The sequence below is a fragment of the Paraburkholderia bonniea genome (assembly GCF_009455625.1).
GTDB lineage: Bacteria > Pseudomonadota > Gammaproteobacteria > Burkholderiales > Burkholderiaceae > Paraburkholderia > Paraburkholderia bonniea.
In genome coordinates, this window is the sequence record NZ_QPEQ01000001.1 from 883,765 (window position 1) to 897,809 (window position 14,045).

Annotated in this window: 13 protein-coding genes and 1 tRNA gene; 9 read left to right on the plus strand and 5 right to left on the minus strand. The window is 48.8% G+C overall.

All coding sequences use genetic code 11. From position 1 onward, the window contains the following. The first annotated feature begins 29 nt into the window (after positions 1-29). From GH656_RS03885 to GH656_RS03895, 3 genes are all read left to right on the plus strand, one after another. Entirely contained in the window at positions 30-182 is a 153-nt protein-coding gene (locus GH656_RS03885) for a hypothetical protein (RefSeq protein WP_153074671.1), read from the plus strand. Between the two features lie 286 nt (positions 183-468). Continuing rightward, positions 469-1,797: an aminotransferase class I/II-fold pyridoxal phosphate-dependent enzyme gene (locus tag GH656_RS03890; RefSeq protein ID WP_153074672.1), complete on the plus strand. Its 1,329-nt coding sequence runs from the start codon at positions 469-471 to the stop codon at positions 1,795-1,797. After that, positions 1,794-2,516 (plus strand): GNAT family N-acetyltransferase, encoded by a 723-nt coding sequence (locus tag GH656_RS03895; protein ID WP_153074673.1) that lies wholly within the window; start codon positions 1,794-1,796, stop codon positions 2,514-2,516. The genes GH656_RS03890 and GH656_RS03895 overlap by 4 nt, the downstream gene beginning before the upstream one ends. 72 nt (positions 2,517-2,588) lie before the next feature. Here the strand turns inward: GH656_RS03895 and GH656_RS03900 are convergent, their stop codons facing one another. Then, on the minus strand, positions 2,589-3,896 hold the full coding sequence (locus GH656_RS03900; protein ID WP_153074674.1) for a hypothetical protein: 1,308 nt from the start codon (positions 3,894-3,896) through the stop codon (positions 2,589-2,591). A 478-nt stretch (positions 3,897-4,374) separates the two neighbouring features. On the opposite strand from GH656_RS03900, the gene GH656_RS03905 reads away from it, so the two are divergent. From GH656_RS03905 to GH656_RS03915, 3 genes are all read left to right on the plus strand, one after another. Next, positions 4,375-5,433 carry a hypothetical protein gene (locus GH656_RS03905; RefSeq protein ID WP_153074675.1) on the plus strand — a complete coding sequence of 353 codons (1,059 nt, stop codon included), beginning with the start codon at positions 4,375-4,377 and terminating at the stop codon, positions 5,431-5,433. Positions 5,434-5,564: 131 nt separating this feature from the next. Continuing rightward, positions 5,565-5,801 carry a hypothetical protein gene (locus GH656_RS03910; protein WP_153074676.1) on the plus strand — a complete coding sequence of 79 codons (237 nt, stop codon included), beginning with the start codon at positions 5,565-5,567 and terminating at the stop codon, positions 5,799-5,801. 241 nt (positions 5,802-6,042) lie between these two features. After that, positions 6,043-6,405, plus strand: coding sequence for a hypothetical protein (locus GH656_RS03915; protein ID WP_153074677.1), 363 nt, complete (start codon positions 6,043-6,045; stop codon positions 6,403-6,405). Positions 6,406-6,580: 175 nt separating this feature from the next. Here the strand turns inward: GH656_RS03915 and GH656_RS03920 are convergent, their stop codons facing one another. Next, positions 6,581-7,525: a LysR family transcriptional regulator gene (locus tag GH656_RS03920; protein WP_153074678.1), complete on the minus strand. Its 945-nt coding sequence runs from the start codon at positions 7,523-7,525 to the stop codon at positions 6,581-6,583. Between the two features lie 312 nt (positions 7,526-7,837). Here GH656_RS03920 and GH656_RS03925 point away from each other — a divergent pair, with 312 nt between their 5' ends. The 3 genes from GH656_RS03925 to GH656_RS03935 all read left to right on the plus strand — a co-directional run bounded on the left by GH656_RS03925 (position 7,838) and on the right by GH656_RS03935 (position 12,373). Next, the gene (locus GH656_RS03925) at positions 7,838-8,644 is read left to right on the plus strand and encodes an ankyrin repeat domain-containing protein (protein ID WP_153074679.1); all 807 of its coding nucleotides are present in this window, start codon (positions 7,838-7,840) and stop codon (positions 8,642-8,644) included. Positions 8,645-9,057: 413 nt separating this feature from the next. Further along, entirely contained in the window at positions 9,058-10,785 is a 1,728-nt protein-coding gene (locus GH656_RS03930; protein ID WP_153074680.1) for a hypothetical protein, read from the plus strand. A 349-nt stretch (positions 10,786-11,134) separates the two neighbouring features. After that, complete coding sequence (locus GH656_RS03935) at positions 11,135-12,373, plus strand: hypothetical protein (protein WP_153074681.1); 1,239 nt, start codon at positions 11,135-11,137, stop codon at positions 12,371-12,373. Positions 12,374-12,553: 180 nt separating this feature from the next. Here the strand turns inward: GH656_RS03935 and GH656_RS18145 are convergent, their stop codons facing one another. The 3 genes from GH656_RS18145 to ybgF form a co-directional block, all read right to left on the minus strand. After that, complete coding sequence (locus GH656_RS18145) at positions 12,554-12,685, minus strand: hypothetical protein (RefSeq protein WP_281349634.1); 132 nt, start codon at positions 12,683-12,685, stop codon at positions 12,554-12,556. A 347-nt stretch (positions 12,686-13,032) separates the two neighbouring features. Beyond that, positions 13,033-13,108 (minus strand) — tRNA-Lys (locus GH656_RS03940). Between the two features lie 168 nt (positions 13,109-13,276). After that, complete coding sequence (gene ybgF, locus GH656_RS03945; RefSeq protein ID WP_153074682.1) at positions 13,277-14,029, minus strand: tol-pal system protein YbgF; 753 nt, start codon at positions 14,027-14,029, stop codon at positions 13,277-13,279. Positions 14,030-14,045: the final 16 nt, after the last annotated feature.

Sequence of the window (14,045 nt, forward strand, 5' to 3'; positions counted from 1 at the left end):
CTCTGGCAGCGCTGAGCGGGCCAGGGCAGGTGGGAGAGGCGAGTGAGGCCCAGGCGCAGGTGGCGGCGCTGGCGGCGCAGCATGCGCTTGATGTGGACGCACCTGCGTTGACCCAGGCGGTGCAAGCAGCACAAACGGTAAGCACCAGCCCAGCCCGGGCACCACTCGCAAAGGATGATTGATGCCATCACCCAGCGTTATTTCAGGCTGCGTTTGCGGCACAGACGGTGAGCACCAGCCCAGCCCCGGCACCACTCGCAAAGGATGATTGATGCCATCACCCAGCGTTATTTCAGGCTGCGTTTGCGGCACAAGCGGTAAGCACCAGCCCAGCCCGGGCACAACCTGCAAAGGATGATTGATGCCGCTCCGCACCATGCATCGCGGCTGACTGCTGACTTGACGGCCCGTTTGGCAAATCAGTTAACTATTTACCCAGCAACCCACCGACCCCCTATCGGACACCTTATGGAATTCACCGCAGAGCAGCGCCAGGCCTTCGCCGCACGCGCGTTGCAACGCCAGCTCGAACGCGTCAGCGGCGCTACGGCCAGTGCATCCGCATCCGCACCCATCCCCCAAGCCACTGAACCCGATGCCCGCTGCCGCTTCGACACCATGCCGAAGTACCAGCAAGTCGCGTTGATGCGTCAAATGGGCCAGGCGTTCCAGGTCGAATCGCCATTTTTCCGCGTGCATGAAGGCATGGCAGGCGCGACGACGCAGATCGCAGGCCAGACCTATCTGAATTACGCGAACTACAACTACCTCGGCCTCGCCAGCGATCCACTGGTGTGCGAACGCGCCCATGCCGCACTCGAGCAATACGGCACCTCGGCCAGCGCCAGCCGGATGGTGGCGGGCGAGCGCCCGGTGCAGCGCGAACTCGAACAGGCGCTGGCCGCGTTCTATGAAACCGCTGATTGCGTGACGCTGGTCAGCGGCCATGCGACGAACGTCACGGTGATCGGCGCGCTATTCGGCCCAGGTGACCTGATCGTGCATGACGCGCTGGCGCACAACAGCATCGTCCAAGGCGCGCAGCTTAGCGGCGCGCGGCGCTTGAGCTTCGCGCACAACGACTGGCAGGCGCTCGATGCGCTGCTGCACCGGGTGCGCGGCGAATACCAGCGGGTGCTGATTGCGATCGAAGGGCTGTACAGCATGGATGGCGATCTGCCCGATCTGGCGCGTTTCGTTGAAGTCAAGCAACGCCACGCGGCCTTTCTGCTGGTGGACGAAGCCCACTCGCTGGGCGTGCTCGGCGCAACGGGCCGTGGCCTGCGCGAGCTGGCGCAAGTGCCCGCGTCAGCGGTCGATATCTGGATGGGCACGCTGAGCAAAACACTTGCGGGCTGCGGCGGGTTTATCGCGGGCAGCCAACCGTTGATCGACATCCTGCGTCATCTCGCCCCCGGATTTCTGTATAGCGTCGGGCTCGCTCCCGTGCTGGCAGCGGCTTCGCTGGCGGCGCTGGAGCGCTTGCAGGCGGAGCCACAGCGCGTCGTCACGCTGCGTCAGCGCAGCCAGCAGTTTTTGCACGAGGCCCGCGCGGCTGGGCTCGATACCGGCACCAGCGCTGGCTATGCCGTCGTGCCAGTGCTCACGGGCAGTTCGCTGAAAGCCGCGCAGTGGGCCAATGCGCTGTTCGAAGAAGGGATTAACGTGCAGCCGGTGTTTTATCCCGCTGTCGAAGAAAAGGCCGCACGTCTGCGCTTTTTTATCTGCGCCACGCATGAACCGCAGCAGATTAGCCAAACCGTTGCCGCTTTGGCGCGGCTGGCGCGCGGCGCATGACAGCGCTCAATAGCGCGGCCGCGCTGCGCTTTCGCCCTGCCTGGCCCACAGACGCCGCCGCTTGCGCACCGCTGATGTTCGCCTCTGGCGCACGGGAGTTTCGTTACTGGCTCGGCGAACCCGACGCCGCATGCCACGCGTTTTTACGCCACGCGTTTGCACAGGCACAGGGGCGCTTTTCGTGGCGCTGGCATCACGTGGCATTGAACCCGGATGGCGCAATAGTGGGCCTGATGGGGGTGTATCCAGGCAGCGCGTGGCACGGCGTGGATGACTTGCGGATCGCATGGCGCTTGCTGCGCAGCTTTGGCCTGCGGCGCGCGCCCGCGATGATGCGGCGCGGGTTGGTTTTGCAACGCGAACTGCCCGCGCCCGGGCGGCGCGAATGGCTGTTGGCGCATTGCGCGACCCGTGAAGATTGCCGGGGTAGCGGAGTGTTTAGCGCGCTGTTTGCGTCATGGCTGAGTGATGCCGCGCTGGCAGCACCGGCTTCGGCCTCGCTAGGCGCAATGAAACGGTTTGCACCCGATGGCCCAGGTGAGCGGCCTCACGGTCATGAACCGCAACTGGTGCTGGATGCGCTGTGCAGCGAGACCCGCGTGCGCTCGCTGTACCACCGCCTCGGCTTCGTGGAATTGCCTAAGCAAGACGGCGGGCGCTCAGCGCAACTGCCGCCCGCACTGGCCTCGGTACGGATGCGCTTCGCGCCGTGCGCTTGACGACACTTGAAGACCTTTGAAGACCCAGCGTGCGCTGGGCGTCACCCGACGCCACAGCGCGGAGGGTGCGCTTCAGGCTTGCAGTGCCGGGTGTGGGGATGACGGAGGGAAAAGAGACCGGGCCCCTGGGCCTGGGATCAGCCCCTCGTAATGTCCTTGAGTGTCGAGCACATAAAGTGTTATGTGCTCTTGCTCCTGCTCGAGGTCGGTTGTCGAAGGGAAGTGCCCGACCGGAGCGATCTCATACGGATAATTAGGATTGATGTGCTCCGGGCTATTCAGCGTCGTGAATGGTTCGAGCAGAACGATCGCTACCGGCACGCCGAAGTACTCGCTGATAAACCTCGGGATCTGGTTGTTTTCTGAGCTCATGAGGCCGAGACGTTCGCCTTTCTGGCTAACGGGGATTCCGGTGCTTTTAGCGTCTTGCGTCCGTTTTTCGTTGTACGCGTCGATCTGCGTCCGGATATTTTGAACGTGCGTGCCAATAAATTGAAGGTCGAGTTCTTCCGGCGAGATTTTTGTACTCAATGCGTTGTTAGCGGACAGCGCTATTAACAGCGGATGAATAGTGGCGTAAAGCGCGCAATTATTGGCAGTTTTCCCCGCGAGAGTGGTGCCGCCATTATTTATTTGTCTGCTCCAGCCTGACCTTTTTAACGCTGTAGTGATTTCCTGCAGCGATTCGGCCACGGCGGATTGTTGTTGTTCTTCGAGTGTTGGTTGCAGTATGGCGAGACTCTGTTGTAATTCTTGAAGCTTGTTTGTTAATTGCTTTTGATGGGTTGGAAAATTCCCGGTTTTCAACTGGTTTTTGATAGTAGTTATTTCTTTTTCAATAGCGCGGATACTGAGTTGCTTCGCAAAAAAATCAAACGATGCTTGATCTTTAAATTCGTCTATAGGTTTTGGAAAATCCTTGAGCACATTTATTTGCTCTTCGGAAAGCATGATCCCCATGCTTGCCAATAAGCCTTGTTTGAGAGCTGCTTCGTTACTTGCTTCCAGGCTAACCGGATCTTGATGGAAAATTGAGTTGAGTTGGTCGATATTAGTAAAAACACCTATTTTTGTTAGCGCATCTTGAATCGCTGCGCTTTTATGATTTGTTTTGGCGCAGAGATGTTCTGCAATAGTTTGAAACGCTAGCGCTTTTTCTTTGACCTTGGCCGTCATGCCGCTGGTATCGGCGATAGATACGGACGGTAATCTGCCGGCACTCACCTGCGGTTGGATACCGGGATGGTTGCCTTTCGGTGGTACTAGCTTCGGCTGTGAAAATGTTCCGTTGGTCTCGGCTGGTACTACCGAGTTGCTGGGTTGCGCTGTTTTTAAAGGAACTGGAGGAATTCTTGAAAAAAAATAAAACTCGGTAGTCATGATATTTCTGATTCAAAAGTAAAAACAAGGAAACAGCCGGTTTTGTCTGTAAAAGCAGCAAATTACGCTGCAGCCCTTACTTGGTAACAGCCACGTGTAAACAGTTCATTTTTACTGGCGGTTTTGCTTGTTGCTTCATCGTTGCCGTGAGCACATGTTCAGCGGTACGCAGACTGGCACGGGCACGGCCCAGCGCGCGTGAGGCCTGCCAGCCGCGCGGGGTGGTCAAACCCCGCACAGCGTCACCGGCCAGCGGGAACGCCTACGGCCCAGCGGGGCCGGACGTCTTTTCCGCCCCTTTTAGCGAACCAAGTGCCTGTGATTGTTACCAAGAGGCACCTGATGCCACACCGCCTAACGCTTTGGCTGTTCGAGGCCGCTGTCGCGGCGTACTTCAGGCAAAGCCTCCGCCTTTGAAAAATCTGCTGAACAAGTTAGCCAGATTTTTTGAATTTGTAATAATTTGAATTTGAAGATCATGAATGATTTAGGAATTAAGGATAAGTCGGTAACGTTTTTTTTGACCGATAGGATAGCGCGCGTTATTAATAAAGGCGGCAGTCTGATTGGTGGTGTTTTTGGTGGAAAAAACGTTGATTTTGAAAGTGGCAGCGGACAGAAAAAAATCAGGCCGGCTATAAGTAGGTCAAAATCTCATGGCCATCTCAGTGAAATCAGAAGTAGCAAAGTAATAAATAACGCCAGCGCGATTGAGGTTCCGGAAAAAATTCCAGGGTGCGATAAATTGTTTTGTAATGCACTGCGGTGTTACGAAAATAAAAATATCATGGAATTTAACCGGATAATTAATGAGATCTACGATAAACACGATCACATTACGGTCCGGCGTGCCGGCAAGAGCTCACTGAGAGGTTACTTAAGCGAAGTTTTAAGTGTGCTGGAACTCAGGGTCGATGAAGCAGTCAAGTCAAACGAAAAAAAGACTTTGTCAATCGAGCTGGATTATACCTTTAGTGATATTGATGATGCATGTAATGAAATCAATAAGAAGATTATTAATCTGGCGAAAAAATACCGTGAAAAATTCGAATTTGAAATAAATTTTTCTATAGGCGGTGTGGAATTCAGGCCAGGCCTGAATTCCGCGCTGGAGTTTTTGCAGATCGAAAACTTGAAGCGCTTTGAATTTCGGAATTCCGACTGTTTGCCGAGCATAATTCCAGAATTGAAAATTTCACCTGTTATGGAGCTGGTTTTGAATCATTGTGATATCAGCACTCCAGGCAGTATTGCCAGCCTGACAAAAATTATGGCCAGTATGCAAAATTTGGGAACGATTCAGCTTGGGCCATTGCAGTTTCCTGAAGATACAGAGCAAGGCCACGTGCTATTTATCCAGCTCATAAAGCTTCTGCCCTCGTTGCCTCACCTTTCGCTGCTGCTGATTTCCAGATCAATTCATGAAAATATTAAAAATATCAAATTACCGAAGGCCCGTGATGCGGAGGGAAATTGTATATTTAATGAGGATGATTTGGCGCGGCTAAGATGGCAAGTGGAGGCGCGGCAAATGTAAAAATTAATTTTTAAAATACAGAAACTGGTTTAACCCGGGGTTGTTGTTTGCGTATATGTGAAAGCAATGCTGCGGGTTATGCCGGTGTGATATCGGTTGAATTTTAATTTATCGCTGCGTCGGGAGAAATCATGAGTAGGCCAGTCAATTCAGATAAAAAATCTTATGTCCATTTTGAAAATGAGAAAGAAGACGGGGGGGCTGGCGGGTTGGGTGCTAAAAAAATGAGCGTCGGCGCTGTGGTAAAAATCGTGATCGGAGGGTCTTTGCCTCGTTTGCCAGAGCGCGGGCCAGGATTTTTAAGAAAAATAATTGAAACCGTGAATCACGACATTCTCAATAAAAGGCAGGGCCTTGAGAAAAAGTAAGGCGCGGATCGAGCGCACTGAGTGGGTGTTATCGAAGTTTGGCGCTTATTGGAACGGTCAGGCGTGGGTTGTTACTCAGCATGAGCAAATGTGACTATCTCTACGTGGCATGGCCGTTAGACATGGCTCAGTGAAATTTTGACTTGCAGAACCTGAGGGATCTTCAGTTAATGGTGTTTTAGCTATTTAAATTTGAAGAAATTAAAATTAACCAAGCTTGATTTGTATTGGAGATTTTTATATGAGTACTGGCTCCGTTGGTAATGGTTTGAATTTGAGAAATGGACATAATCCTGTTCCAGGTAATGAGTGGCACGGCGTTACGCAAATTAATGGCCAGAATCGATCGACGCAGTATCAATATGGTGAAAGCAATTCCAGCCGTTCGAACATGTATAAATTATTGGGATACTCGGGACTTGGATTTTCCTTTTTGGCAGGGGTAGCTTGTACGAGTTTAGAAAATCCACATGTCAGAGTAGCAAGTTTTGTTGCTGTTTATACTCTGGGGGTGATAAGTGCTGCTCTGCTGATTCGTGATGCCGTTGATTCGGCGCGGGAAAATTTAACACGTAAACCCGAGTTAAATGACGTGAAAGGATAAAATAACACCGGGTATTTTCAAAATTGAAAATGCCCGGCATTGCATTGGCAGTATTTAAAAATCCTGTGCCGTGGTTTTCGCTTCAAGTTTATCGTTGCTTACGGCATTGAATTTTTTTTGAATATAAGAAGGTAGGAGGGGAAAACTCTTCATGAAAAATCTGGGCACCCAGTTTTTAACCTGAATTCATTCCATCGGCCATCCCGTTCTCGTGATCCTCGCGCAGCGTATCGCTGACAAGCGCACGCAACCAGCGGTTAGCGTCGTTGGATTCGAAGTTTTCATGCCAGTGCGCGGTGATCGTGATTTCCGGTGTTTTCACCGGTAATTCATAAATCGTGAATGCGTCGCTACGGTTCAGCGCCGGCGCGATGCGGCGCGGCACGGTGACGATCCAGTCGGTGCGCGCGAGAATCTCCGGCACCACCGTGAAATGCGGCACACGCAACACGATCTTGCGTTGAATGCCGTGTTCGATGAAGTGGTCCTCCACCTGCTGATGGCCGCTTTCCGTGGAAGTGACCTGCAAATGCGATAGCGCCAGAAAATGGCTAAGTGGCAGTGCCGGGCCCGGCAGCCCAGCGCGCCAGCGCGTCATACACACGTGGTCCTCGCGGAACAGCGAGGTGAAATGCGTGCTGTCCCTAAGGCCCGGCAGATTGCCGATCGCCAGGTCAAGCTGGCCGTTGCGCAGCGCTTCCTGAACCTGCGGCAGCGACAGCGACACCACTTCCAGCTTGATCTCCGGTGCCAGCACGGCCAGCCGGTCGCACAGCTTCGGCAAAAACACCAGCGAACCAATATCCGACAGCGCCAGGCGAAAGGTGCGGCTGCTTCGCGCGGCGTCGAATGGCGCGGTGAAGCGCAACACATCATGAGCCGCCACCATGGCGTGCTGCACCGCCTCGCGCATCGCCATCGCGGCCGAGGTTGGCACCATCTCATTGCCGGAGCGCACGAACAACGGGTCATCGAACATGGCCCGCAACCGGCCCAGCGCATAACTGACAGCAGGCTGCGACAGCCCAAGGCGGTTGCCCGCGAGCGTCAGACTGTTTTCTTCGAGAATCGCGTGGAAAACGCGCAGCAAATTCAGATCGACTCGGACTTCGTTCGTCATGCGAGGGCTTGGTCCAGATTGGGCAGATGGGACACTAGGGTAGGGGAATTTATCTCATTCGGGCAAAAACTTCAGTTTCGCGTAGCGCGTGTGAATGACTTGGCGAAGGACGTGCGTGGTGTGCGGAGGCAGGGCTCAGACTGGTAGATGAGCCGCGCTATTACCCAACCGGATGAAATAAACCCCGTCAGCGAGGAACGCGAGGTGCTGGGCCGTTACTTAACGGCAAACTACTTTCTTTGCCTGAGGGCGTAATCAGCTGAGTGGGTTATCCTGGATTTTGTTTAATGAATGACTTTGGAGTTATTGACGATGGGCCGCATTGACATAGTTGGGCAGACAGGCAAACGCTCCAGCCATAACGTTGCATCCATTGGCACCAATCCTGTACCCCGGCTTATAACGGGTTTAAATCAAACTCGCGCCAGTAAGCAGGAGATTTGGAATAAAAAAATATCTACGCCTGCGGTTGTGGATAAATCTGGAAAATTACTGGTATTTAAATATCTCGATGCGCTGCAAAATGCTGCGGCTCAGTTTTTTGCAGAAAAATTAACAGCGCTCAAAGCCTATGCTATTGCCGGAGGCAGCCTGACCGTAAAAAATGCTGCCGGAGATAATATTTTTCATGTGATTCTGCGGGATTCATTTAAAAATCACGATTCCCTGGAAAAATACTCCAATATTCTTGGAGACTTGCTGCATCTTGGATATCAGCAGAATCTGGATTTTTCTGAAAAAGGAAGTGATGGATATACTCTGCTGCATCTGGCAGCCTGCTTGCCTGATGCGAAGAGCGAAAGCCTGAGGAATATGGAGGAAATAATTAAATACTGTGACTGGGGTGTAATCAATGCAATGTCAAGCAGTAACGAAACAGCATTTTTTATTGCGCTGAAAAATAATAATTATAGCAATGCAAGATATTTGCTGAAGAACGGCGCAAATCCAGAGATAAAGGCAGGTGAGAATGATTCGATGGTTTTGCTGGAGAAAATAGCCAGTGAGTTACCCCCCGGAAGTTCCTGGAATTCGGGAGCCCGTGATTTTTTGGAGTTAAAGCTCGATGTTAGAAGTTATATCGCAAGAAAGAAATTGCGGAGTAAGGGAGGTAATTAGATGCGGCGTTAAATTGCATGCCTGGTTTACCGCGGTGCCCGTGAATTTTGAGTTTGACGCTGACGCGTGTGGGATCTGTTTTTTTGCGGTTGACAATATTACTGAGAGCCCGATTCGAATTAGATGGTCTGCAAGTCCAAAATTTTTCTCGCCATTGGTAATTTGGCGGAACTTTTTCAATATTGTTGTTACTTAAATTTGGAAATGATTATTCAGATAAAAGAGTCCAGGTTTACGTAACTTGGCTGTTAAGGGAATCTGGATAGTCGCGGTATTTCAGTTTTTGATTTGTCTCGGTGGATTAGATGTTTATGCATTTTGTTATGTAAGGTTGTGGTATTGGTGGGGTGGCAGGCTTTGCTGTTAAATGCTTCCCGGTATAGGGTGATTTTTAATATTTATGTGAGGTTGATATGAGTAAGTCTGGTGCGGGGCTTGGTAGTTTTTTTAATGGTGCGGTAAATCAACCGCAGGCTGATAGTGGCCTTGCTGGTAACAATAACAATAACAATAATGATAATGGTAGTGGATATTCATTGGCTCCAACGGATGGGCAGGTGCGGCGTAATGATGGTTATCCGATGGTTCAAACTGTGAGTGGTATTTCTGGGGAAATCTCTGTAGAACACTCTGAGAAAAACTCTGGGAAGAAAATTGACGATGATCAGAGAGAAGAAAATAATTCAGATGAAATTTCCTCGAATAATCAACCTGCACCGAGTCAGAAAAATGAGGAGGAAATAAAAGAATATTCTTCCCAGAGCCAGTCCTCATCTCAAGGCGAAAATATTGATAATTCAAAAGATAAAGAAAATACTTCATCCAGCTCGTCGCTTAACGTTGCTGACGAAAGTGCAGATGTAAATAATCAAAATAAGGATAATGTCGAAAACAAGGAAGTCCTGTGTTCGAGTTCGTCGTTTATCAATATCGTTCAAGACGAAAATGGTGGCAATGAAGGCGAAAATATTGGTAATAAAGAAGAAAATATTGGTGGCGATGCTCCGTTGGGACTACCATCTTCCAATGATTCAGTTGTTCACCATTCGGAACCGGAGCAATCAAAAACGGAACAGGAGTTTTTGGTTGATATCAATAAAAACTCAAATAACGCTGTCAATTCAGAAAATAACGAGTCAGAAGTTGATGATCAGCCGTCAGGATCGCAAGTATCATCGGTAAATAACAAGAAAAGTCTTGATCAGAGCAGGGATGTAGCGAGTTCGTCGTTGTTATCCAATGCTATTGCTTTGAATTCGCAGAGCCCTGCTGCATTGATTGCATTGGAAAATATTATTAAAAATCCGATATTAAATCATGATAATGAAGTCTTGAGTTGTTTAAGCATGATTCGAAGCATGATTCGAAGTATGAATAAAACAGAAGTGAAAAATTATTTTGAAAAAAAGCCTGAGGCAATGTGGGGAATTGTCGGCTACATCGTCTCGAACATGTCGGATTCTGGAGCTAACCCTGGTGCTCAAGGTTTGTTACATTTTATATTTGAGCATAAAGATATATTTGAAAAATTTATTGATTTTCCACCGTTTGAGATAAAAAATTTAGATCATAATAAACAAATAAATTTTTTGAAGTTAAAGGAGGTGTATGCTGCTTATCATCAGATGTGGAGTGAACTAGGTAACGTTTACGAGAAAGTGGTCAAATTGGATAATGCTATTATAGAAAAACAATTCCAAATTGAAAATGATCAGAATGAGATTAAAAGTCTTAATGGCGGCCAGGATTTTGGCATGTTTTCCAGGCTTGGGGGTATCTTTTCACAAAATAAAAATCTGAGTCAGCTCGAGCACAAAGACAGGCTTGCGGAGTTGCAAGATAAAATTAAAAAAATGCAGGTCGAGCTGAAGAAGCTGATTTCAGATAAAAATTCGATGAAACACGTGAGTACCAGCACGAACAAAGAGGTGGCAAATAAATTGTTTGATTATTTTTTGCAAAATAAGTTGGTTTTCGAACCTGAATACATAATTCCGTTAATTTTCAGCAGTATAGCAATATTAAGTTTTGTTAATCATGATCGTATGAAAAAATTACATAATTTTAGCGTTGATGGTAAAAATAGGCTAATCGATTACCCGATCAAAATGTATCGGGATTCACTGAGGTTTGTGAATTAACAGACTTAAAATTCTGCGAATACGCCCTCAAACGTCGCGCTGAAGTAATTTTCAATTTTCGTAAAGCGATTTTTATAATTTGGTGCGGATGGTGTAATTATGTTCATGGTGATTCGCTGTCCGGCCGTTAAAGTTTGCGATAAGCCAGTATTTGGAAAATACAGGGCGTATCTCTGATTATCTGGCCTATATGTATTGGATTAAAAATCAGGTGTTTGGGGATAATGGATTCGGCGGTAAAATTTTATCGCAGTCGAAAATTGACCTGACATGAGTGGGTTTTTAATGTTGTAAATACAGACCGCGCGAAGCAGTAGTTTATTTTATAAATTATTTAATAGAGGTTGATATGACATTGACTACTCAGGGTAGTGTTGCAAGTGGATCTTCGCAGAAAATTAATGATGTACCGAATACTGGTGGTATTTCAGCTGCCAGTACGAACGAGAGCCTGCCTCGCCGCCATAGTATGCCAAATTTTCAGGCGAGTAATCCAATCACCACTCCCGAACAGGTGAGTTCGGGTGAACGCAAGGCGGTCGCTGGAAATGATCCGGATTTTTCTTTGGCTGACGGTTATAAAGAATTTTTGTTGAAAAAAAATGCTAGTGATGCAGTAAGATTTAAATTTGCGGAGGGTCAAATTTTAAACATTCGCGAAAATTTAGGCATTCTGGGTACGCCGGGTAAATTTGATGAACGTATTGATGCGACGATTTCTCTTGAGAAAAACGGCCCGTTGAGTATTGTTGTCAATACAATGATAGAGCTTAAAGAATTGAAATTTTCAGATAAAAAGAATTTGTATAGCGATGTGGCACGTATTTTTAGAAAACTTTCGGCGGTAAATGTTAAACAATTTTTTGATAATAATGCGGGTTGCGCATCAGGTTTTGTGAATACCATTATTGAGAATTCATCCAATAGTGGGGCTATGAATTTATCGCGTATCGTATTTGATAATCCGCTTGTATTTGGGGATTTTATTAAAATTCCTGAATTTAAAATTAAGCCTTTGGAGGTCAAGTTGGAAATGGCATTTTATTATATCGAGGATATACGTTCCAGGTTGAACACGGTTTTTCAAATTCTTATAAAGAATTTTAATGAGGTTTGTGATATTCGGAGAGAGATTGGTAAATTAGAAAATGAGCTTGCCGAGAATGGTGAGTTTATTAAGTCTCTTGAGTATTACATAAAGCCAGGGTATTTTAATAAACCTAAATGTACACCGGATATAACTGGTTTGCATGTGGCGACGCTTAGGCTTGGTGATTTAAAGAATAAAAAAGGTGAGTTGATTAAAAATATTAAATTGCAGAAAACTAAACTGAATGCTGCAATTGAAGCGAAGGAAAAATTGGATTTTGTACATACAGGTGATAAGAAAAAAAGAGTGTATGACATTTTTGATGATTTAAAGAAAAATAACTTTGCAATAGAGTATTCAAAATTGAAAGTGTGGGTGTTAATTACAATGCACATTTCTCATATGGCTGGCCTGTCATTGATGGAAGACAATTGTAAATTTAGCGAGCCGAGCAAACTTCTCTCGCTTGTGGGGGGGCTGCCTCAGGCTCAGGGGTAAGAAGTAAATTAATTCATCAATAACCCCCGGCATGGAGCGATAAAACTCCACGCTGGTATTATTTTTTTAATTAAAATGGCCGTTTTATCCTTTGTTGCTTCAGGATGTTATTTTTCTGAGTCGCCAGGATAATACGGCCATTGTTGCGATGTTTCGCTATTAATTTGTTTGACAACAGAGTTAGTGCCGTTTGCTTTCGCGGCACGCGAATTTAGGTCGTGTGAGCACCGGATAGCCGATATGCGGGAAGGGTGTCTCGTCGTGTTTGGTATCGCGCTTGTGTGCCAGATTGGAGAGGGCGTGCGTGGGCATTCGATAGCCGTATATCCGATAGGTAGCAAATGTGAGGGCTGGCGGATCGGACCGGAGCGTCCACGCATTACGCGAAAGAGGATTTCAGTTGAGGCGACGCGATGATCAAGGAATGCAGCGAGCACATGCTTAAAGATAACTTGAGGCAATGGAGCTCTTCTGGCGCAAGCCATTACATGGCAGAGGCTTTCGAGTACTCACGTGCTGCTCTGGGCATTAGCCTGCTGAATCGAGCGTATTGAGCGGACGGGAAACGCTGGGCGGACGCTCTCTGAGCGTCGATTTTCAGAGCTTCAGCGCAAATAAAAAGGGCTTACATGCACAAGCATGTAAGCCCTTCGTATCTTTGGTAGGCCGTACGGGATTCGAACCTGTGACCAACGGATTAAAAGTCCGCTGCTCTACCAGCTGAGCTAACGACCCAAAAGAGAAACGAAATTATAGCGATATGCTCGCTGATCTGTCAACTCATTCCACCCAGTTAATCGCAAAAATCTTCACTCGCAATGCTCCTTACGGATGGAGAGGCGAGGACATCAGCACCACGACGATGCATGCGACCAGCCCTTTGCTCCTCAGGCCCGCCCGCTGCTACTTGATCTGCGACAGCTTGTCCTGTGCCGCCTGAGCCACTTCGGAGCTGCCGTACTGTGCGATTAGCTGTTCCAGCGTTTTCTTTGCCGCAGCTTTTTGCCCTTGCTCAAGCTGGTTGTTGGCAATCGCCAGCAAGGCTTCTGGTGCACGAGGATGCTGCGGGTAGTTTTTCACCACGCTTTGCCACATCGCCGTCGAGCCCTTGTAGTCGCGTAGCGCATACAGCGCGTTGCCAAGCCAGTATTGCGCGGTGGGCTGGTAGGGGCTTTGAGGATACTTCGAGATAAAGCTGCGGAACGATGCTGCTGCGTTTTTGAACTCGCCATTGCGGAACTGTTGCGAAGCCGCATTAAACGTTTCCGTTTCACCTGGCTGCACGGTGCCTTGCACCCCATCCACGGTTTGCTGTTGCGGCTCGAACTTCTTCAGCCGGCCATCGAGGTCGGCGTAGTAGTCCTTTTGCTGCTTTTGCAATGTGGTGAGCTGGTTGGCCAGATCCTCGTTTTGTCCGCGCAACGTCGCAACCTGCTGGTTCAACTGGTCAAGACGGTTGGACTGATCGAGGATCGTGCGCTGGGCTGCGGCCAGTTGGCTGGACAGACTGTCTGTCCTGGCGCGCAGATCAAGCACGGCCTGGCGGGCCTGGTCGTCGTCGAACAGGCCCGCATGAGCTGGCGTGCCCAGCATCAGGGTTGCGCTGGCGGTGCAAGTTGCTGCGGTAATCCGCAGCCAGGAGAAACGGTACGTCATACGGCTTGCCACCTGT